The sequence below is a fragment of the Candidatus Palauibacter polyketidifaciens genome (assembly GCF_947581785.1).
Taxonomy (GTDB): domain Bacteria; phylum Gemmatimonadota; class Gemmatimonadetes; order Palauibacterales; family Palauibacteraceae; genus Palauibacter; species Palauibacter polyketidifaciens.
Window position 1 is genome coordinate 17,970 of the sequence record NZ_CANPVO010000003.1, and the last position, 20,781, is coordinate 38,750.

Here is a 20,781-nt window from a genome sequence, read left to right on the forward strand (position 1 = left end):
ACCTGCGCGTCGACCTGCGTTGACCCTCGCGAGATCGCCCCGGTAGGTTCGGGCATGCGCATACGATCCGACATCTTCCGGCACGCCGGACGGTGGCTTGTGTTGCCGGTGCTCGTCCTGTCCGCCTCTCTCCCCGGCGCCGTCTTTGCGCAGGACGGCCCCTCGCTCAACGTGGAGGGGCCCGCCGTCGTCCTCACGAACGTTCCCTTCTCTCTCACACTCCACACGGAAGACGGGGAGAACGCCCGCTATCGCGTGAGATCCGCCTCGGGACGCGAACTCGCCGCCGGCGATCTGCCCATCCGCTCCGAGACCTCCGTCAGCGGGCTGCGGGCCGCGGAAGGGGCCCTCCCGCTCTCCGTGGAGATGACGTCGGATGGGGGGTCGGCGAGTGCAAGCGTGGATCCGCCGCAATTCCCGGGCTGGGTCAGCCTCCTTCCGCCGATCATCGCCATCGCCCTAGCGCTCATCTTCCGCCACGTCGTCGTGTCGCTCTTCTTCGGCATCTGGCTGGGCGGATTCTTCATCGCCGGCCTCGACCCGCTCGCCGGGCTGGGCCGCACCATGGACACGTTCATCGTCCCTTCCCTCGCCGACACGGACAACGCCTCGATCCTCATGTTCTCCGCGCTGCTGAGCGCGATGGTGGGGGTAATCTCGCGCTCCGGGGGCACGCGCGGGATCGTCGAAGCCCTGCGGCCGCTGGCCACCACGCCGCGCCGCGCGCAACTCGCCACCTTCTTCGCAGGCGTGGGCATCTTCTTCGACGACTACGCGAACACGCTCATCGTCGGGAACACGTTCCGCCCCGTCACGGACAAGCTGAAGGTCTCGCGGGAGAAGCTGGCCTATCTCGTGGATTCGACGGCCGCCCCCGTCGTCACGATCGCCTTCGTGTCGACGTGGGTCGGCTTCGAGATCTCGCTGATCCGCGACGGACTCCGGATTGCCGCCGAGCAGACCGCCGACCCCGCGCTGGCCGGGGCGCTCGCCTCCGCGAGCCCCTTCACGGTCTTCCTGAGCAGCATTCCGTACCTCTTCTATCCCATCCTCGCCCTGTTCATGGTCGCGGCGGTGATCGCCTCGCAGCGGGATTTCGGCCCCATGCACGGAGCGGAGGTGAGGGCACGCACCGGCGGCGGCGTCTTCCGGCCGGGGTCGCAGCTGATGGTGAACTCCGAGGAGACGGGACTCGATGCGCCGGAGGGCGTGCCCCTGCGCTGGTACAATGCGGCGATCCCCGTGCTGACGGTGGTCCTGACGGTCCTTTTCGGGCTGTATTTCGACGGCCGCGGTGCCGTGGGGCCGGCCTCGCTCTGGGACACGTTCGGCGCGGCGGACCCGTTCAAGGCGATCCTGTGGGGTTCGCTCGCCGGCTGCCTGGTCGCGATCGGGCTGGCAGTGACGCAGCGCATCCTGACGCTGAGCCAGGCGCTCGACGGCTGGCTCGCCGGCATCCGGGCGATGACGATGGGGTTCGTCATCCTCACCCTCGCGTGGTCGCTCGGCGAGGTTACGAGTCAGCTCGCGACGGCGCCGTACCTGACCCAGATCCTCGAAGGCAACCTCGCGCCGGAACTCGTCCCGGTCATCACTTTCGTGACGGCCGCGATCGTCAGCTTCTGCACCGGCACCTCGTGGGCCACGATGACCATCCTGCTCCCGCTCGTGGTCCCGCTTATCGTCGCCCTCGGCGGCGCCACGGGCTTCGAGGCCGGAGGCGGCGAGCTGCTCGTGAGTTCGATCAGTTCGGTCCTCGCCGGGTCGATCTTCGGGGACCACTGCTCGCCCATCTCCGACACGACCGTGCTCAGCTCGATGGCGTCGGCGTGCGACCACATGGACCACGTGCGAACGCAACTTCCCTACGCGCTCGTCGTCGCGGTGGCCGCGATGCTCTTCGGCCATGTGGGGACGTCTTACGGACTGTCGCCCTGGATCGCCCACCTGCTGGGGATCGGCACGGTCATCGTCGTGCTGCGCTTCGTCGGAAGGCCCGTTCCCGCGGGAAGCTGACGGCCCCGGCGTCGCGCGCACACGCGGGGTCGTCCCCCGGGGCCGGCGGGCAGCCGCCGTGACGCGGATTTCGTGACACGCGATTGATAATCCATTATCATCACGCCCTGATGAAAAACTCTCTCGCAACTCTCGCAACGGCCCCGTCGAGGGTCTCGTCGGGTGCGTCTCTGGCTTCGGGATCGCGCGTGGTGGCGTGCGCCGCGGTCTGGTGCGGCGTGCACTGTGCGCTCACGCCGTTTCTCGTCGCGGCGGCACCCGCGCTTGCGCTCTCCGAGGGCGTCGAGCGAGCGGTTTGGGCCGGGACCTTCGTCCTCGGCGCGGTCATGCTCGCCCTGGGCCCGGCCCGCAGGAACGCGGCGGTGCTGCTCATCTTCGCGGGGGGGACCGCACTCTGGTTCGCCTCCCTCGCCGGTTGGCTCGAGCCGCTGCCCGAGACCGGGACGTCGACCGCCGGCAGCCTGGTCCTCGCAGGCGCGCTTTTTCAGGGCGCCCGCATCTGCCAGGCCGGCGCGGGCGCGTGCGCGGTATGTGACGAAGAGGAGCCCACGGATCAACGAAGCTGACGCCGACCGTCCCCTCTGGTCCGGGTAGACTGCCAATGCAACGAGACACCCGTCAACGCAGGGCGATTCGGGACGTGTTCATGAGCGTCGCGCGCCCCCTCACGGCGGATGAGGTCCTCGAGCACGGCCGGCGGATCGTGCCGTCGCTCGGGATCGCGACCGTCTATCGGAACGTGAAGGCCCTCGTCGCCGAAGGGTGGCTGTCGGAAGTCGAGCTTCCGGGCGGTGGGCTTCGGTACGAGTTGGCCGGCGGGCCGCATCACCACCACTTCCTCTGCCGCACGTGCGATCAGGTGTTCGACGTGCACCACTGTCCGGATGAAATCGAAGAGTGGGCCCCCGAGAGCTTCGAGGTCGAAAGCCACGAGCTGGTCCTCTTCGGCCGCTGCGAGGAGTGCGTCTGACCGGCCGCCCGGCCGCTTTGACGCCGCAGCCGCCGCGCTAGCGCCGCTGGCGGAAGAAGTCCCGCAGGAGACGCGCGGATTCCTCGGCAAGCACGCCGGGCACGAGCTCCACTCGATGGTTCAGCCGCGGGTCGCAGACCAGGTTCTCGACCGAGCCACACATCCCCGCCTTGGGATCCGCGGCCCCGAACACGACGGTGCGGACGCGGGCCAGGACCGCGGCGCCGGCGCACATCGCGCACGGTTCGAGGGTGGCGTACAGGGTGTGTCCCTCCAGCCGCCAGTCGCCGAGGCGGGCGGCGGCGGCGCGCAACGCCAGAACCTCCGCGTGTGCCGTAGGGTCGGAGTCCGCGCGAGTCCGGTTATGCGCCTCCGCCACGATCTCGCCCCCCGCGTCGAGGACGAGCGCGGCGACGGGCACCTCCCCCCTCTCCCCGCCGAGCGTCGCGAGTTCCAGCGCCCGCCGCATCGGCGCCTCGTGCTCCGCGGGCCAGGTCCGGTTCACGCCGTGGCCATCCGGGCGTCGAGGGCACGGGCTGCGGCGAGAACCCGGGCCAGCGTCCGCTCCCGTCCCATCGCTTCGAGCACCTCGAAGATGCCGGGGCTCACAGCCTGGCCCATGAGCGCAACGCGGAGGGGATTGATGATCCGCCCCGCGCCGACCTCGAGTTCCGCCGCGAGACCCCGCACCTCGGATTCCAGCGTCTGCACGTCGCGGAACGCCGCCTCCCCGGCGAGACGCTCTGCCAGAAGCCGGAGGTGGAAGGCCGTCTCCTCCGGCCGTTTCCAGAAACGCTTCACCGCATCTTCGTCGTAGCGGATGCCCGCGGCGAAGAAGGGAGAGACCTGCCGCGCGAGCGCGGGCAGCGTCCGCGGACGTCCCTTCACGAGATCGATGATCCGCGCCAGGCGCTCGGGCGAGGAATCGAGTCCGGGGTGGGTCTCGGAAAGGTCCCGCCCGTCCTCCCGCGCCTCCCGGCCGAGAATCTCGACGACGGCTCCGGCCAGGTCGGCCGCCGGAGCGTCGGCGATGTGGCGCCCGTTCAGCCAGCCGAGCTTCTCGAGATCGAACACCGCGCTCTTCTTCAGCACGCGGCTGATCGAAAACGCTTTCGTCAGGCCTCCGACATCGAACACCTCCCGGTCGTCTCCCGGAGACCAGCCGAGGAGCGCGAGGAAGTTCACCATCCCATCGGGCAGGTAGCCCTCGTCGCGATAGGCGAGGACGGACATCGCGCCGTGGCGCTTGGAGAGTCGCTTGCCGTCCGAGCCGAGGATCAGGGGCACGTGTCCGAAGGCGGGGAGCGGCCGGCCGAGGGCGCGATAGAGGAGGATCTGCTTCGGCGTGTTCGAGAGATGGTCATCGCCGCGGATCACATGCGTCATCCCCGCCTCCGCGTCATCGGAGACGACGGCGAGATTATAGACGGGCGTCCCGTCGGAACGGAGGATGATGAAGTCGTCGATCGACCCGGCCGGGAACGACATCGGCCCGTGGATCATGTCCTCCCACTCGATCGCCTCCTCCGGCGCCCGAACCCGGACGGCGAACGGCTCCCCCGCATCGGCCCGCGCGTCGGAGACGGCGGCGTCCAACCGCCCGCAGCGGCCGTCGTACCCGTATCCCGCCCCGGCCCGCTTCGCCTCCTCGCGCCGCGCGGCGAGTTCCTCCGCAGTGCAGAAACACCGGTAGGCGGCCCCCTGGCGGAGCAGCTTCAGGGCATCGCGCCGGTGGCGCTCGACGCCGTCCGCCTGGAACACCGGACCCTCGTCCACCTCCAGACCCAGCCATGCGAGTCCGTCCACGATCGCCTGCGTGTGTTCGGGGCGGGAACGCGCCCGGTCCGTATCCTCCACGCGCAGGAGGAACGTCCCGCCCGCGCTGCGAGCATACAGCCAGTTGAACAGCGCCGTGCGCGCGCCGCCCACGTGCAGGAAACCGGTGGGGCTGGGGGCGAACCTCACCCGGACCGTCATGAACGCTCCTCTTCCGTCGGGGAACCGTCTTCCGTTGGGGAACCGGTCGAACTCCGCGCGCCCGCGCATCCGGGCCGGGATTGTTCCATCTTGGATGGACGACCCATAGGATGCCACGCATGAGCCCCGGATCCGCCTTCGTCCTCCCCGGCCTCCGCAGTCCGTTTGCGAAGATCGACCGCGAACTTTCGCGCCTCGACAGCCTGGCGCTGTCCGCCCCGGTCATCCAGCAGACGGTGGCGGGAGATGGGGGGCCGGGCCGCGAGAACGCGGGGCGGATCGATCTCTTCCTGTGGGGCGCGGTCATCCCCTCGCTCACGGTGAGCAACTGGGGCCGTGAGGTCTGGTTCGACGCGGGTCTCGAGGCGCGCGTCCCGGCCCAGGGCATCGTCCAGGCGTGCGCCACCTCCATCGCCGCCGCGACCCACGGCGCGGGTCAGGTGGCCGGGGGACGGGCGGATCTCGTCCTCTGCGGCGGCGTGGAATCGACGAGTCACACGCAGATCGGACTCTCGCCGGGACTCAGCCGGACGATCCGACGCGCGGGGAGCGCGGGCAGCCCGGCGCGCATGGTGCGGACGCTGGCGGGGATTCGCCCCCGCGACTTCCGGATCTCGGCGCCGGCGGTGAAGGAGCGGACGACGGGGAAGACGATGGGAGGGCACGCCGAGGAGATGGCCCGCGAATGGGACATCTCGCGCGAGGCTCAGGACCGATTCGCGCTCGCGAGTCACGAGGGCGCCACCCGGGATGAGGGCGCGTTCTTCCGGCGGCTCCTCGTCACGCCCGGCACCTTCCCCGTCGATCGCGACACCCTCCCGCGCGCCGGGACGTCGATGGAGAAGCTCGCCGGCCTTCGCCCGGCCTTCTCCCGTTCCGGGGGGACGCTCACCGCGGGCAACTCCACGCCCCTGACGGACGGAGCCGCGGCGTGCTGGGTCGCGTCCGAGGCGGGACTCTCCTCGCTTCCCGACTCGCTGCCGCGGGCGCGCCTCCTCGACTGGCGGCAGGCCGCCATCGATCCGGACCGCGAGGGGCTCCTCATCGCCCCGGCCATCGCGATTGCCGAACTTCTGCATCGCCACGGACTCACGCTCGAGGACATCGGGCTGTGGGAGTTCCATGAGGCGTTCGCGGCGCAGGTCCTGTGCACGGTCGCGGCGCTGGAGGACTCGAGGTGGCTCGCCGCCCGTTCCTCCGTGAAGGACGGCCTCGGCGCGTTCCCGCGCGACCGGATCAACCCCAACGGCGGGAGCGTCGCGCTCGGACACCCGTTCGGCGCCACCGGGGCGCGCATCCTCTCCCAGACGGTGCTCGACCTCGCGGAACGGCCGGCCGGGACGCGGGCGATCGTCAGCGTGTGCGCCGCGGGCGGCCTCGGCCACGTGGCGCTCCTGGAGGCCGTCTAGCGGCGGAGTTCGAAGGTCAGGCCCAGGAGCGCGGTGACGAGGACGAGTGCGTTCGCCTGGTGCAGCGCGGCAAGCGGGATGGGGACGAAGAGGAGCAGCGTCGCAACCCCCAGCACCGCCTGCGCCCACGCGGCCGCGAAGCCGGCGTGCGCCCACGTCCTCGCCGGGGCCGGGGCGCGCCGCGCGCAGGCCCACCAGAGCGCCGTCACACCCCCGAGCAGGACCATCGCGAGGACGCGGTGGTTGAACTGCGCCGTCGTCCTGTCCTCAAACGGACTCAGCCACCAGGGGGACGCCCCGAAGAGGTCCGGGGGAATCCAGCCGTCCCCCATCGTGGGGAACGTGTTGTAGACGAGTCCCGCGTCCAGACCGGCCACGAAGCCGCCCGAGAGCAGCGTGAGCGCGGCGAGCCCGAGTACGACGGTGGACCCCCGGGGGAGGCCGGCGGAGCCGCGGGGGAGGCCGGCGCCCGACGTGGGTTCCAGGCCCCCGTTTTCCGCCGCGGGGCGCAGCAGCGAGAGCGCGGTCCAGAGCGTGAGGGCGTAGACGAGCACCGCAAGCGAGAGATGCGCGGTCAGGCGGTAGGGACTCACGCGGGGGATGTCGACGAGCCCGCTCTGTACCATCCACCAGCCGAGCAGCCCCTGGGCGCCTCCCAGCGCAAGAAGGAGCAGGAGGCGCGGGATGAGAGACGGCGGGATCATCCGGCGGAGAAGGAAGACTGCGAAGGGGATGATGAAGACGAGTCCGATCACGCGCCCGAGAAGCCGGTGCGCGTACTCGAACCAGAAGATGCGCTTGAAGTCGGCCAGCGACATCCCCCGGTTCACGAGCCGGTACTCCGGAGAGTCGCGATAGGCGGCGAACTCGCGCTCCCACCCCTCGGCGCTCAGCGGAGGCACGACGCCGCTCACCGGTTCCCAGTCGACCATTGAGAGGCCCGATCCGGTCAGGCGCGTCACACCTCCCACGACGAGCGTCGCCGCAACGAGGGTGCAGCCGACCAGGAGCCAGGCGGCGATGATCCGCGCGTGGCGTCGCGGCATGCTCTGAACGGAAGGCGATGGCATGAGGGTTCCGGGGTGCGTTTGCGCCGGTTTCGTGACCTGTGCGAACTTCGGTCCCTCCCGGAGTCGCCGGGGCGCGGAAGATAGACGGGGACGGTGGAGAGGCCAAGCGCGATGTCGGACTCCGGACGACGCGGCAGATCACGGATTTCGCTGTTCGCGCTGAAGCGGCTGGCCCCGCGGTTGCGGGCCCACCGGCCGGCTCTCGTCGGCGCCGGGGTCTGCCTCCTCCTGAGCACGGCGATCGGGCTCGCCTTCCCCCTCATCGTCCGCTACCTGATGGACGCCGCCTTCGGCAACGGGGACGCCGCGCTCCTCGGCACGATCGCGCTCGGACTGCTCGGACTCTTCGCGCTCCAGGGCGTGTTCAACTTCGGCGAGACGTACTGGCTGGGGGCGACGGGCGAGCGGGTCGTGACGCAGTTGCGCGACGAACTCTTCTCCAGGCTCGTCGCGCTCCCCCCCGGCTTCCACGCGGGCCGAACGAGCGGCGAACTCACCTCGCGGCTGGCCTCCGACTGCTCGACGCTGCAGCAGATCATGGGGCACCAGATCGCCGAACTCGTGCGGCAGGTGCTCTTTCTCGTCGGCGCCGCGATCCTCCTCACGCTGCTTCACTGGCAGCTGATGCTGACGACGCTGACGGTCGCCCCCGTGGTCGTGCTCGCCGGCTTCGCGCTCGGCCGCCTTCTGCGGCGCCGGAGCACCGAGGTGCAGGATCGTCTCGCCGCCGCGCACGCGGTCGCGGACGAGGCCTTCGGCCAGATCGAGGTCGTGCAGGGGTTCGTGCGTGAGGAATGGGAGCGGGAGCGGTACCGTGCCGGGATTCGCACGGCGCTCGAGGCGGCGCTCTCGCGGGCGGTGGTGCGCGCGCTGCTCTTCGGCATCCTCACGGTCGTCGCCTTCGGCGGCATCGTCGTCGTCCTCTGGCAGGGCGGACGGCTCGTGCTGGCGGCGCAGATCACGGCGGGACAGCTGGTGTCGTTCCTCCTCTACGCCTTTTCCGTCGCGGCGGCGATCATGGCGCTCGCGTCGCTCTGGGGTTCGTACCAGGAGGCGCAGGGCGCCGCGCGGCGCGTCTTCGACCTCCTCGACCGCGAGAGCGAAATCGTGGACCCGGAAGCCCCGGAATCGATCTCGGGAGAAGGACCGCCGGAGATCGCCTTCGAGGGCGCCTCGTTCCGCTACGGCGAGAGCGAACCGTGGGCGCTGGAGGGGATTGGGGCGACGATCGCGCCCGGAGAAGTCGTCGCGCTCGTGGGCCCGAGCGGCGCCGGGAAGACGACCTTCGCATCACTCATCCCCCGCTTCTGGGACGTGACCGAGGGAAGGGTCCGCGTGCGCGGGACCGACGTTCGAGCCTGCGGCGTCGCGGAGCTGAGATCGCGGATCGGCATCGTGCCGCAGGACCACCCGCTCTTCGCGGGGACGATCGGCGAGAACATCGCGTACGGGCGGCTGGACGCGGACCGCGGGGCGATCGAGGCGGCGGCGGAGGCGGCGCATGCGCGCGAGTTCATCGACCGGCTGCCGGACGGCTACGACACACGGGTCGGCGAGCGCGGCGTCCGGCTCTCCGGCGGACAGCGTCAGCGGATCGCAATCGCCCGCGTCCTCCTCAAGGAACCCGAGATTCTCATCCTGGACGAGGCGACGAGCGGCCTCGACGCCGAGAGCGAGGCGCTGGTCGAGGAGGCGCTGCAACTCGCCTCCGCGGGGCGGACGACGGTCATCATCGCCCACCGCCTGCGCACGGTGCGGCGCGCCGACCGGCTCTTCGTTCTGGACCGGGGACGCCTCATCGACAGCGGTCCGCACGACGCGCTGATCGATCGCTGTGAACTCTATGCCCGCCTCTACGAGGGCCAGCAACTCGCCTAGCGGAGGAGGGCTTCGATCTCAGCCGTGAGGGATGCGGCGGTCTGGGGACCGAGGAGTTCCTTCCGGATCCATCCCTCCTGGTCCACGATCACCGTGGTCGGGAAGCCCACGGCCCCGAAGGTCCCGACCGCGTCATCCATCCCCATCATCCAGTTCGGGTATTCGACGCCGAACTCCTCGATGAAGGCACGGATCTCGCCGACGTCGCCGGAATCGACGGCGAGTCCGAGCATGACCACGGGCCGGCCGTCGTAGATGCGGGCAAGTTCCACGAGTTCCGGAAGCTCATCGCGGCACGGGAGGCACCAGGTACCCCAGAGGTTCGCGACGACGACATTGCCCCGCAGGTCGGGGAAGCTCGCCTCGCCGCCCTCCAGGGTGCGGAAGACGTCTTCGGGCGCCGGTTTCGCGCCCGAGGGCACGGCGTCCGTGTAGCTCACCGCAGCGCCGCCATCCGCCGCTTCTCCATCCGCCGCGTCGCCCCCCGGGCCGCACCCGTAGCCGGCCAGCCCGAGGAGGGCGACGGCACCCCGCCCGGTCAGCATCCCGCCGCCTCGTCGGTGCTCGATTCCTCGTCGGCGCTCGCTTCCCCGCCGGCACCCGGCGTCAGGACAACGCCGGGAAGCGCCCATGTCAGTTCGCCCTCGTCGACGACGAAGGTGCCGGCCACGAGCACGAAATCGACGCCCGACGGATACTGGTGCGGCTCGAAGAAGGTCGCGTGGTCCTGGAGCTCGTCGAGGTCGAGCACCGCGATGTCGGCGACGAGCCCCTCCCGTATGAGGCCGCGGTTCCGGATCCCCATGAGCTGCGCGGGAAGCGACGTCATCGAACGCACCGCGCTCTCCACCGACAGCACGTCCAGGTCCATCGCATACCGCTTGATCTTTCGCGGGAAGGTGCCGTAGAAGCGGGCGTGCACGGGTCCGTCGTCCGGGAGCGCGATCCCGGCGTCGGAGGCCGTCACGAGCCACGGATGGGCCGAGAACTCCTCGACATCGATCTCGGAGAGGGAGAAGCCGCGCAGGCGGGCGCCGCCCGGACGCGTGCGGTACCCTTCGAGTTGCAGGCGGATCGCCACGTCCACGGGGAACGCGTTCCACTCCGCCGCAAGCTCCGCTACCGTCTTTCCCACCAGCGTCTCGTCGGGATGGTCCATGACGACGAGGTTCTCCGGCCCGCCGCGGCGTCCGATCTCGTGGGCGATGTCGAGCCGCACCTCTTCGCTCCGCAGGGGATCGCCGAGCGCTTCCGTGAGCCGCGAAGCGTAGTCGACCGCCTCCCGGCTGCGCGGGCCGCCTCCGAATCCGCCGCCGGGGAAGATCCAGCGGGGGAGGAGTACCGTGCTCCCGTCGCTTCCCGTCGTATTGTACGGGTACTGGTCCGCCCAGATCGGCACGCCGCGCGCCCGGGCCCGCTCGATCAGGTCCACGAGCGCCCGCCCCGCTCCCCAGAAATCCGAGCCGCGGGCCTTGATGTGGGTCGCCACCGTCGTCACGCCCGTGCGCTCCGCGACTTCGATGTCCTCGATGATCGTCTCGATCATGGTCGGCGGCCCCGGATCGTCCTGGCTCGGCCAGAACCACATCGGCGTCATGCCGGAGCTGCGCTCGTGCACGATGTAGAGGCCGCCCCCGCGTCCCGCCGCCTCGACGAGGGGGAAGAGTTCGGAGGTTTCGCTCCAGATCCCCGGGAAGTACTCGAGCCCCGCGCTGAGCCCGTAGGCCCCCTCGGCCATGCCCTGCTCCACGAGTTCCGTCATCCGCTCGACTTCGGCCGGCGTCGAAGGGCGCATGACGTCGTCGCCCAGCGCCATCGCGCGGATCGTGTTGTGCCCGACCATGAGCGCCGCGTTGGGCCCGTGGCCGCGCGACTCCAGCCGTGCGCGCTGATCGGCGATCGGCCACGGCGATCGGCCGTCCTGGTTCACCACGACGGTCGTCACGCCCTGGCTCACGAGGTTCGGGGCGGCCCGGCGGCGCGCGCCCTCGCTGCCGGCATCTCCCGCCTCGTCGAGTCCCTGGTCCGCGTGCGAATGAATGTCGATGAATCCGGGGACGACGTAGCGGCCGTCGAGTTCGATCACGCGGCCGGCCGTGGCGTCGGCGAGGTCCCCGACCCGGGCGATGCGTCCGCCGCGGATCCCGACGTCGGCCCGATACCACGGATTCCCCGTGCCGTCCAGCACGCGTCCGCCTCGCAGCAGGATGTCGAATGCGGGCTCCTGCGCGGCGACGGTCGCCATGTGCAGGAACCCGAAGACGGCCGCAACAAGAAGCATGCGAAGGTCACGGCGGTTCATGGTCGCTCCCCCTGTGAGAGATCCCGGGTCGTGGGCCGCAAGCTAAGACAGGTCGCACACGAGTCCAACCGGAGGGTTTGGCGAGCGCCGCGCGACGGGGTAACATCGGCGGGCCATGAACGATCTTCTTCTGCGCGCGCTCGCGCGCGAACCCGTGGAGCGGACCCCGGTGTGGTTCATGCGGCAGGCGGGCCGCTCCCTCCCGGCCTACCGCGAACTTCGGCGGGCGCACGGGTTCCTCGAACTCGTGCGCGACCCGGAGGCGGCCGCGCAGGTCACGCGACTCCCGCTCGAGTACTTCGATGTGGACGCTCTCGTCCTCTTCATGGACCTGTCGACGCCGTTCGAGGCCGCCGGGATCGAGATCGAACTGAGGGCCGGCGTCGGGCCCGTTCCCCTGCCCCCCTGGGGCGGCCTCGAGGATGTGGACCGCCTGCGTCCCTTCGAGCCGCGGGAGCGACTAGACTTCGTGCTCGAAGCGATCCGCCTCCTCGCGGCGGACGAGGCGCGCCCGATCCTCGGCTTCGTGGGGGCCCCCTTCACCCTGTGCTCGTACCTCACGCGCGGCACGCGCGACAGCCGGCTCGCCCAGCTTCGGGCCTTCATCCTCCGGTCTCCCGGACTCTGGGACCGGCTCGCGGGGTTTTGGGCAGAGCACCTGGCGGAGTTCGCGATCGCGCAGCACGAGGCCGGCGCCGGCGCGATCCAGGTGTTCGATTCGTGGTCGGGCATCCTTGCTCCGGACAGCTACCGGACACACGTGCTCCCGTACTCACGCCGCCTGCTGGAGCGCCTCCGCGAGAGGGGCGTCCCCACCGTGCACTACGGCGCGACGCACGCCGCGGTAGCGGAGGCGGGAGGCGATGCGATCAGCGTCGATTGGCGCACACCCCTCGACGAGGCATGGAAGATCGTCGGCCCGGAGCGCGCGATCCAGGGGAACCTCGACCCGGCCTGCGTTCTCGCGGGCGAGGAGGCGGCGCGCGCGGCGACGCGCGACGTGCTGCGCCGGGCAGGCGGCAGGCCCGGCCACGTCTTCAACCTCGGACACGGCCTCCACCCGGACTCCGATCCGGCGGTGATCGCCGCCGTCGTCGACGAGGTGCGACGCTGGAGTCCGCCGGACGAGAACTGCTGAGGACGTTGCCCGCGGGAACGCCGGCCGGCGGGATGGCGCTATGCGTGCGCGGCGAGACGCTCCGCCACCGACTCGGCTTCGGCGATTCGACTCGATATCCCCAGCCGTCCCGTGTAGCCGGCGGCGAGCGTGATGCCCGGAGGAAGATCGAGTCCGTCCAGCGCCGTCCACGAGCCGTCATACGCCGGGAGCCGCGGCCGGGCCGTGCAGAGCGGGGCCGCCGCCACCCCGTGGATCGCCTCGTACTCCTCGGCCGCGGTCCGCTCGACTCTGGCTGAATTCCATGCAGCCAGATCAGGGTCGAGGCCGCCGCCCAGGTAGGCCGTGCAGAGGCCGTCGCGCCCGAACAGCGAGGCGTTCCACGTCACGCCGCGCGTGCGCCACCGTTCCCCCAGCGCGACCTGGAACCCGAACCCTTCCGGCGCGCCCTCCACTTCCAGCGGCACCACGGCCACGCGGTGATACCGCAGCTCCGCGAGGCGGTCGGCGGCCGCGGGGGCGACCGGCCTCAGAAGCTCCGCCGCGACGGGCGCCGGCGTCGCGATCACTACGTGGTCCACGGCTTCGGAGTCCGGGCGGACGCCCCCCTGACCGATCTCGAACCGCCGGCCGGAGCGGCGGATCTCCTCGACCGGGGCGGACACGCGGACCCGTTCCGCATGCCGGCGCGCAATCGCGCGCGGGAGCGTGCCCATGCCCTCCCGAAAGGTGAAGGCGGGCGGCGTGGCGTCGGGCTCCCGGCGCTGCGCCGCGGCGAGCAGACTGCGCTTCACACCGAGCGGTCCGAGGAACATCGGAAGGACCCGCGCCGCCGGCATCGTCTCCGGGTCCGAGCCGAAGGTCGCGGAAACCAGGGGGCCGAAGAGTCGGGCGTACGCCTGGCGGCCGAGCTTGCGGCTGAAGTAGCGGGCCACGGACTCCTGCGGCCGAATCCCCCCGGTGAGGGGTTCGAGGGCGGTGCGGGCGCGTCCGGCCAGCGAGAGCAGATCGCCCGTCAGGAGCCCGCGCGGCCGGGTCGGTACGACCCGCAGGCGGCCGCGGGCCCAGATGAACAGCCGCGCTCCGGGCCGCGCCTCCAGGATCTTCCCCCGAAGCTCCAGTTCATCGACGAGTCGCCGCACGGGAGGCGAAAGCCGCGTACGCTGGGGGCCGAGTTCGACGACCCCACCGTCGTGACGGGCGGTGCGGATCACCCCGCCGACGTCGTGGGCTCCCTCGAAGAGAATCGAGTCGACACCACGCCGCGCGAGGGCGTGCGTGAGCGCCAGCCCCGTGATCCCTCCGCCGATGATTCCGACCCGCATGCCTCCCCCTTCCGGCCTCCCGCGAGGAAGCGGCCACCCTTCGAACCCTCTCGCGCCGGGAGGCGGCAACGTTCCGAACCCTCCCGGCGCGGGCAAGCGGGGGACCGCGCCGATATGTTCGAGCGATGGCGAACTCCGAACCCCGACCCGCCGTCCTCCTCCTGAATTTCGGCGAACCGGGAGGAGCGGACCCGGGCGCCGTCACCCGCTTCCTGGAGCGGATCTTCCTGGCGAACGCGCGGCTGGAGCCGCACGTGGACACGGCAGCGGCCCGTGCGCGAAGTCGCGAACTCGCGCGGCGGCGGACGCCCGGTCTGCTCGAGGTCTACGAAAGGATCGGCGGCTCACCGCTCGACCGTCAGGCGGAGGCGCAGGGCGCCGCGCTCGACCGGGCGCTGAAGGTCCGCGGCCACCCGATGAGCGTGGCCGTGGGGATGCAGTTCACCGAGCCGTCGATCGAGGAAGCGCTGCGCCGCCTGCGCGATACCGGAGCCCCGGCGCTCGTGCCCCTGCCGGTGTACCCGCTGTGCGGTCCTTCGACCACCGTCGCGGCGCTGGACGAAGTCGAGCGGGCGCTCGAGCGTATCGGGTGGCGCCCCGAGGTGCGCGGCGTGACCGGGTGGCATCGTCATCCCCGCTACGCGCGCCTTCGCGCCGAGGCGATCCGCCGCACCGCCGCGGAAGCCGGGTGGAGCCTGACCGACCCGGGCGTCCGCCTCGTGTTCAGCGCCCACGGCACCCCGCTTCGGTACATCGAAGAGGGCAGCCGCTACGTGGAATACGTCGAGGAGTGGTGCGCGACTCAGGCGCGCGCGCTCGGCGTGGAGGCGTGGACGCTCGGCTACCAGAACCACTCGAACCGACGGATCGAATGGACGCCGCCGGACATCGAGACGGCGCTGGAGTCCCTCCCGGGCGTCGCGAAGATCCTCGTCGACCCCATCAGCTTCATGCACGAGCAGTCCGAGACGCTGATGGAACTCGACGTGGATCTCGCCGGGCACGCCGCTGGACTCGGCCTCGAGTTTCGCCGCGTCCCCGTCCCGCACGACGACGGGGCGTTCGCCGAGGTGCTGGCCGACCTCGCGCTGGCGGCGCTGGGCCTCGACCTCCCCGCCCTCCCTCCCCGGACTTCGTGCCGGTGTCGCCCCGGGACGGAGGTCTGCTTCAACGGCGAACCGGTCGCCTGACGGCCGCCGCGACGCAACCGGCCGCCGCGCCTTCGCTCAGCCCTCCGGGCGCGCGGTGAGGTCTTCGATGACACGGCCGCCGACGCTGTCCACCTGCCCGCGGATGACGCACGCGAGCATGTCGGCGGCTTCGCGGAGCATCGACGCCGGTTCCCGCCGGTCTCCCTCGAAACGCACGACCTCGCCGAGGAAGATTCCGACCAGCTGAGTGGACCCGGACTCGCCGCCGCCCGCCTTGATCGCGTCGTCGTACGCCGCGCCGGGGACGCTGGCCCTCCACGGTTCATCCCGCTCGGATCCGCCCGGCGACGCCCGGTCCATCGGCACGAGCGCGAGAAGGCTGCCCTCCATGCCGGGACCGCCCTTCCGGACGTTCAGCGCGAGCGAGACCGGCCTGTCGAAGAGGTCCATCTCGAGAAAGTCCTTCACGCTGTCGTGGGGGATGGCGCAGCGCCCGATCGGCCTGTCTTCGTGAAAGGTCCCGATACAGATGCTGCCCCGGGGCGTCAGGTGGTGCTCGACCGGCCGGACATCGAGCTTGAGGGGGGTGGCGGTGCCGACGAGGACGTGTTCGCGACGGTTCTCGGCTTCGCGCGACGGGGGGAGCATGTCTCCGAAGAACAGTGTCGTCATCCCAGCACCTCCCGGTCGGTCGCAGCCGTCTTTCCTCCCGAGCACCGATACGCGATCACGCCCCGCAAGTTCCAATGTCGCCCGCGCGGGCAGCGCGCGATAGTCTCACCGCGCACATGCGCCCCGCCCGCGCACCCGATGACGCACGAATCGAATACGGAGAGTGTATGACCCGCGGCTTTCTCGACGTCATGGAGGCGTGGAAGGGCGAGTCCGTCGTCACCGCCTTCGACGCCGCCACCGGCGCCTGGATCTTCGTCGCCCTGCACGACACGCGGCTGGGTCCGGCCGCCGGAGGCACCCGGATGACCTCCTATCCCACGCCCGTGGACGGCCTGATCGACGCCATGCGCCTCGCCGAGGGCATGACGTGGAAGTGGGCGGGCGTCGGAATTCGGTATGGCGGCGGCAAGGCGGTCATCGCCGTCCCGGACGACCTGGGCGACGAGGCCCGCGCCGGCCTGATCGACCGCTACGCGGCCCGTCTCATCTCGCTCCGCGGCGCCTTTCAGACCGGCGTGGATCTCGGCACGACGCCGGAGGACATGGCCCGGATCGGAGCCATCTCCGGGTACGCCGTCGGCCTCGTGGACGGGAAGCCGGGCGATCCCGGGCCGTACACGGCGCGGGGCGTGGTCGCCGGGATCCGGGCCGCGCTCGAGCACCGCTTCGGCGAGGTGGACCTCGGCACCCGCTCAGTGCTCATCCAGGGACTCGGCGATGTCGGCCTCCCCCTGGCCGGGCTCCTGACCGAGGCCGGGGCAACGCTCTACTTGACGGACCTGCGCGAGGAGGCCGCCGAGCGGGCGCGGACGCGCTTCGGCGGCGTCGTCATCCCCGCCGACGACCTTTGGGATGTGGACGTGGACGTGTATGCGCCCTGCGCCGTCGGGGCGACGCTCAACCCCGACACGATTCCCCGTCTCCGGTGCCGGATCGTGGCCGGTTCCGCGAACAACCAGCTCCTCTCCGAGGCCGATGGAGAGAGACTCCACGAGCGCGGGATCCTCTACGCCCCCGACTACGTGATCAATGCCGGCGGGGCCGCCGCCTTTGCCGCCATCCATCGGGGCGAGAGGGAGGAGGCCCGGCTCCGGGCGAGCGTCGACGAGATCGGGTCCTCGCTGCGGGAGATATTCGAGGAGGCGGCCGCCGCCGGAGAATCGCCGCTCCACGCCGCCCGCCGGCGAGCCCGGCGCTTCCTCGACGCCACCGGCGGACCGCTCTCGCCCGCCGCCTAAGCCGCCGGCGCCGAATCGCCCCCCGGCGCCCGCCGGTTACCGGCGGGAGGCGATGCGGTCGAGCGGCTTTTTCGTGATGTCCGGGACGAGCGCGTCGTCCGCCGGATAGCCCACGACGAGCAGCAGGAAGGGCCGTTCGTTGGCAGGGCGGTCGAGGACCTTGTTCAGGAAGCCCATGGGGCTCGGCGTGTGGGTGAGGGTGGCGAGCCCCGCGTGGTGCAGCGCCGTGATGAGGATCCCCGTGGCGATGCCGACGGATTCCGTCACGTAGTAGTTCTTGAGCTTCTCCCCGTCGCGCACCTCGTAGCTCTCCGCGAAGATCGCGATGAGGACGGGCGCCCTCTCCAGGAACGGCTTGTGCTCGTCCGTCCCGAGGTGGGCGAGCGCCTGCAGCCAGGCGGCCGGCGCACGATGCGCATAAAAATCACGCTCCTCCTTCTCCGCTTCCACCCGGATCCGGCGCTTCACCTCGGGGTCGCGCACGACAACGAAGTGCCACGGCTGCCGGTTCGCGCCGTTGGGCGCCGTCCCCGCCGCCTCGATGCAGGCGTCGATGACCTCCTCCGGGACAGGTTCGCCGGAGTACTCCCGGACCGTCCGGCGGCGTCGCACCTCGTCGCGGAAGGCCCGGGCGCGGCGCACCATCTCCGCCTCTTCACGCCGCGTGAACGTCGCCAGCGGCACCGGGCGGTACGCACCGCCGTCCGTCATCGGATCGATCTGCGAGTCAGGGGACCGGCGCGGGACTCAGCGGATCCCGACGAGGCCCCGCGTCGCCTGAACGAGTTCGCGGGAGTCGTATCCGACGCCGTCCTTGAACACCCAGCGGACGGCCCGGATCGCGCTCGGATCGCTCCCGGGATCGCCGTTCAGCACGATGAGATCGGCGAGTTTCCCGGCTTCGACCGTGCCGAGTTCGTCGTCCACCCCGAGAATCCTCGCCCCGTTGGCGCTCACGACCTGCACGGCCTGCACCGGCGAGAGTCCGGCCTCAAGCAGAAGCTCGAAATTCCGCTGGTTCCCGAAGCCGGGGAGCGCGCCGCCGTTGCCCGTGGGATCGACCCCCGCCGCGAGCAACCCCCCGGCGTCGACGAACGCCTTCTCGAAACGCAGTTCGTTCCGGAAGTTCTCGGGATCGGGTCCCATCTCCTGGATGCGCCCGCGCTCGTCCAGGTACGCTTCTCGAAGGTCCGGAGCCATCAGCTCGAGCGTCCGCTCATCCACGACCGCACGGTCCGGGAAGAAGGCCTCGTAGACCGCGAGCGTGGCGGTGAGCCCCACTCCGGCCTCCACCATCGCCTCGATCGTCTCCTGCGCGATGGGTCCCGTGGGGTCCGAGCCGCCGGCCCGCTGCATGATGTTGCCGGGACAGCGGTCGGGCTCCTTCTCCGGCACGAAATCGGACGCCGTGAGCATCCCGTGCTCGAGGTTGTCGATCCCGAGCGCGACGGCCTCCTGGAAACTCACCGAGCACAGGTGCCCGGTGACGCGGAGACCCAGGCGGTGCGCCTCCTCGATCGCCGCCCCGAGTTCGGCGCTCCCGATCGACGTGTACGCCTTCACCCACGTCGCCCCCTCTTCCGCCCAGTACTCGACGAAGCGCCGCGCCTGTTCGGGAGAGGTCATGCGGGCCTGGTGCGGCGAGCCCGTCGAGCCGGTGATGTACGGCGCCGTGATGTGGATGCGGGGACCCGGCGAATCGCCGCGGTCGATCGCATCCTTCAGGTGGACGTCCGCGTAGGGAGTGAAGCTCCCGGTCGTGCGGATCGTCGTGACGCCGGAGCCGAGGTAGAGCCGCGGCGCGCTGAAGCCGAGCTGCACGCGCCGTCCCCCGACGGAGGTGTAGAACAGGTGGTCGTGCATGCCGACCATCCCGGGGATCACGGTGTGGCCGCCCAGATCGTGACGCTCCGCGCCCTCCGGGACGGGGACGGACGAGGCGGGGCCCACCGCGGCGATCCGGCCGTCGCGCAGCAGCACCGTCTGATCCTCGAGCACCGGGCCGCCGGTGCCGTCGATGACGCGTACGTGTTCGAGCGCCACGACCGGCCCCTCCACCGCGACGTAGGCGCGGGTCTGCTCGGACAGCCGGTCGTAGCTCTGCGCGGCGGCCGGCGCGGCGAGCCCCGCGGCGATGGCGAAGGCGAAAATCCCGTTTCGGGCACGACGATATTCGATCATCGGATCCCTACCATTCCTTTCACGGAGTCGATCAGCTTCTCCGAGTCGTAACCCACCCCGTCCTTGAACACGACCGTGACGTTCCTGATGATCGCGGAGTCCGATTCCAGGTCGCCATCGAGCACGATGAGGTCCGCGAGCTTTCCGGCCTCGATCGTCCCCAGTTCGTCGTCCACGCCCATGATCCGGGCGCCGTTCGCGCTCACGATCCGGACCGTCGTCGGGGCATCGAATCCCGCCTCGACGAGAAGCTCGTAGTTGCGCTGGTCCCCGAAACCCGCGATCGCGCCCCCGATCCCCGTCGGGTCCACGCCCGCCGCGAGCACGCCCCCGGCCTCGACGAAGCCGCGCTCGAACGCCATGTGCTTCTGGAGGTGCGCCTCCGTCATCGGCCAATCCGGGTTCGCCTCGATCGCGTCCACCGTCTCGAGGTAGTCCTCCCGCACCTCGGGAGCCATCGCCTCGAGCGTCCGATCGTCGAGGACCGCCCGCCCCTTCGTCATGGGCTCGATCACGGCCATCGTCGAGGTCATTCCCACATCGTTCTCTACCATGGAGAGGATGAGCGCCCGGGCGGTCTCCCCGCTCGGGTCCCCCTCCTCACCGACCGTGACCATGGAATTCGGCGGACACTCGTCGGGCCGCTTCCGCGGGTCGAAGTCCGTCGCCGTCCCGAAGCCGTGCTCGATGTTGTCCATCCCCATGTCGACGGCTTCCTGGAAGGTGATCGAACAGATGTGGCCCGTGACCCGAAGGCCCTGCGCGTGCGCCTCCTCGATGACGGCGGCGAGTTCGGCGCGGCGGATCGTCGTGTACGCCTTGATCCAGGAGGCGCCCTCCCCGGCCCAGTAGCGGACGAAGCGGCGCGCTTCCTCGGGCGAGTTCACCTGCGCCATGTCCCCGAGCGCCGGGTTGGGTCCGGTGACGTACGGCGCGGTGACGTGCATGCGGGGGCCCGGCGCGAGCCCGCGTTCGATGTTCGACTTCACGTTGAGGTCCGCGTAGGGCGAGACGCTGCCCGTCGTGCGGATCGTCGTGACCCCCGCCGCGAGATAGAGACGCGGGGAGGAGATGTTGCCCTGGGCCATCCGGCCCCCGGCGCCCATGAAGAACATGTGGTTGTGGAGCCCGATCATTCCCGGGATCACGGTGTGTCCCGGCAGCTCGTGGACCTCGGCTCCCGACGGGATCTCCACCGTGCCCGACGGACCGGCCGCGGCGATGCGGTTCCCCTCGATCACGACCGTCTGGTTCGTCCGTCCGGCGGCGCCGGTACCGTCGATGACCTTCACGCCGACGAGCGCGACGGTCGGGCCGGCGATGGATACGAACTCGGAGGTCGCCTCGTCGAGTTCGGCCGCGGACTGCGCGGGCAGGTGGACCGGGGCGAGAAGGGCCGCGAGCGCGACGGGGGCCGCGATGAACTTTCTCATGGGAGACTCCTGTGAGTTGGGCCGTTCGGGGCCCGAAAA

The 20,781-nt window shown here is 70.9% G+C and carries 18 protein-coding genes; 8 read left to right on the forward strand and 10 right to left on the reverse strand.

Going from position 1 to position 20,781, the window contains the following annotated elements:
- Window positions 1-54: 54 nt before the first annotated feature.
- The 3 genes from RN729_RS00500 to RN729_RS00510 all read left to right on the forward strand — a co-directional run bounded on the left by RN729_RS00500 (window position 55) and on the right by RN729_RS00510 (window position 2,986).
- Entirely contained in the window at window positions 55-2,016 is a 1,962-nt protein-coding gene (locus tag RN729_RS00500) for a Na+/H+ antiporter NhaC family protein (RefSeq protein WP_310781522.1), read from the forward strand.
- A gap of 191 nt (window positions 2,017-2,207) precedes the next feature.
- Complete coding sequence (locus RN729_RS00505; RefSeq protein WP_310781523.1) at window positions 2,208-2,582, forward strand: MerC family mercury resistance protein; 375 nt, start codon at window positions 2,208-2,210, stop codon at window positions 2,580-2,582.
- Window positions 2,583-2,617: 35 nt separating this feature from the next.
- Complete coding sequence (locus tag RN729_RS00510; RefSeq protein ID WP_310781524.1) at window positions 2,618-2,986, forward strand: transcriptional repressor; 369 nt, start codon at window positions 2,618-2,620, stop codon at window positions 2,984-2,986.
- Window positions 2,987-3,023: 37 nt separating this feature from the next.
- Here the strand turns inward: RN729_RS00510 and tadA are convergent, their stop codons facing one another.
- Window positions 3,024-3,491, reverse strand: a complete 468-nt coding sequence (gene tadA, locus RN729_RS00515) for a tRNA adenosine(34) deaminase TadA (RefSeq protein ID WP_310781525.1) — start codon at window positions 3,489-3,491, stop codon at window positions 3,024-3,026.
- Complete coding sequence (gene gltX, locus RN729_RS00520; RefSeq protein ID WP_310781526.1) at window positions 3,488-4,963, reverse strand: glutamate--tRNA ligase; 1,476 nt, start codon at window positions 4,961-4,963, stop codon at window positions 3,488-3,490. Before gltX ends, tadA begins: the two co-directional genes overlap by 4 nt.
- A gap of 119 nt (window positions 4,964-5,082) precedes the next feature.
- On the opposite strand from gltX, the gene RN729_RS00525 reads away from it, so the two are divergent.
- Window positions 5,083-6,372, forward strand: a complete 1,290-nt coding sequence (locus tag RN729_RS00525) for an acetyl-CoA C-acyltransferase (protein WP_310781527.1) — start codon at window positions 5,083-5,085, stop codon at window positions 6,370-6,372.
- On the opposite strand, the gene RN729_RS00530 is transcribed toward RN729_RS00525, so the two are convergent.
- Window positions 6,369-7,442: a COX15/CtaA family protein gene (locus RN729_RS00530; RefSeq protein ID WP_310781528.1), complete on the reverse strand. Its 1,074-nt coding sequence runs from the start codon at window positions 7,440-7,442 to the stop codon at window positions 6,369-6,371. The two genes, RN729_RS00525 and RN729_RS00530, sit on opposite strands and share 4 nt — an antisense overlap.
- 111 nt (window positions 7,443-7,553) lie before the next feature.
- Between RN729_RS00530 and RN729_RS00535 the strand changes: the two genes are divergently transcribed.
- Complete coding sequence (locus tag RN729_RS00535) at window positions 7,554-9,320, forward strand: ABC transporter transmembrane domain-containing protein (RefSeq protein WP_310781530.1); 1,767 nt, start codon at window positions 7,554-7,556, stop codon at window positions 9,318-9,320.
- Here the strand turns inward: RN729_RS00535 and RN729_RS00540 are convergent.
- Both RN729_RS00540 and RN729_RS00545 read right to left on the reverse strand, forming a co-directional pair.
- Window positions 9,317-9,865 carry a TlpA disulfide reductase family protein gene (locus RN729_RS00540; protein WP_310781531.1) on the reverse strand — a complete coding sequence of 183 codons (549 nt, stop codon included), beginning with the start codon at window positions 9,863-9,865 and terminating at the stop codon, window positions 9,317-9,319. The genes RN729_RS00535 and RN729_RS00540 overlap by 4 nt on opposite strands.
- Window positions 9,859-11,622, reverse strand: coding sequence for an amidohydrolase family protein (locus RN729_RS00545; protein WP_310781532.1), 1,764 nt, complete (start codon window positions 11,620-11,622; stop codon window positions 9,859-9,861). The genes RN729_RS00540 and RN729_RS00545 overlap by 7 nt, the downstream gene beginning before the upstream one ends.
- Window positions 11,623-11,737: 115 nt before the next feature.
- Between RN729_RS00545 and hemE the strand changes: the two genes are divergently transcribed.
- Window positions 11,738-12,760, forward strand: coding sequence for a uroporphyrinogen decarboxylase (gene hemE / locus RN729_RS00550; protein WP_310781533.1), 1,023 nt, complete (start codon window positions 11,738-11,740; stop codon window positions 12,758-12,760).
- A gap of 38 nt (window positions 12,761-12,798) precedes the next feature.
- Here the strand turns inward: hemE and hemG are convergent, their stop codons facing one another.
- Window positions 12,799-14,064 carry a protoporphyrinogen oxidase gene (hemG, locus tag RN729_RS00555; protein ID WP_310781534.1) on the reverse strand — a complete coding sequence of 422 codons (1,266 nt, stop codon included), beginning with the start codon at window positions 14,062-14,064 and terminating at the stop codon, window positions 12,799-12,801.
- A gap of 125 nt (window positions 14,065-14,189) precedes the next feature.
- On the opposite strand from hemG, the gene hemH reads away from it, so the two are divergent.
- The gene (hemH, locus tag RN729_RS00560; protein WP_310781535.1) at window positions 14,190-15,254 is read left to right on the forward strand and encodes a ferrochelatase; all 1,065 of its coding nucleotides are present in this window, start codon (window positions 14,190-14,192) and stop codon (window positions 15,252-15,254) included.
- 36 nt (window positions 15,255-15,290) lie between these two features.
- Here the strand turns inward: hemH and RN729_RS00565 are convergent, their stop codons facing one another.
- A complete protein-coding gene (locus RN729_RS00565; protein WP_310781536.1) occupies window positions 15,291-15,887 on the reverse strand; it encodes a hypothetical protein in 597 nt (198 codons plus the stop codon).
- Window positions 15,888-16,054: 167 nt separating this feature from the next.
- On the opposite strand from RN729_RS00565, the gene RN729_RS00570 reads away from it, so the two are divergent.
- Entirely contained in the window at window positions 16,055-17,128 is a 1,074-nt protein-coding gene (locus RN729_RS00570) for a Glu/Leu/Phe/Val dehydrogenase dimerization domain-containing protein (RefSeq protein WP_310781538.1), read from the forward strand.
- Window positions 17,129-17,164: 36 nt separating this feature from the next.
- On the opposite strand, the gene RN729_RS00575 is transcribed toward RN729_RS00570, so the two are convergent.
- Genes RN729_RS00575 through RN729_RS00585 form a run of 3 tightly spaced genes read right to left on the reverse strand, consistent with a single transcriptional unit; the run spans window position 17,165 to window position 20,742 of the window.
- Entirely contained in the window at window positions 17,165-17,839 is a 675-nt protein-coding gene (locus RN729_RS00575; RefSeq protein WP_310781540.1) for a nitroreductase family protein, read from the reverse strand.
- 36 nt (window positions 17,840-17,875) lie between these two features.
- Complete coding sequence (locus RN729_RS00580) at window positions 17,876-19,309, reverse strand: amidohydrolase family protein (protein ID WP_310781542.1); 1,434 nt, start codon at window positions 19,307-19,309, stop codon at window positions 17,876-17,878.
- On the reverse strand, window positions 19,306-20,742 hold the full coding sequence (locus RN729_RS00585) for an amidohydrolase family protein (RefSeq protein ID WP_310781544.1): 1,437 nt from the start codon (window positions 20,740-20,742) through the stop codon (window positions 19,306-19,308). Before RN729_RS00585 ends, RN729_RS00580 begins: the two co-directional genes overlap by 4 nt.
- Window positions 20,743-20,781: the final 39 nt, after the last annotated feature.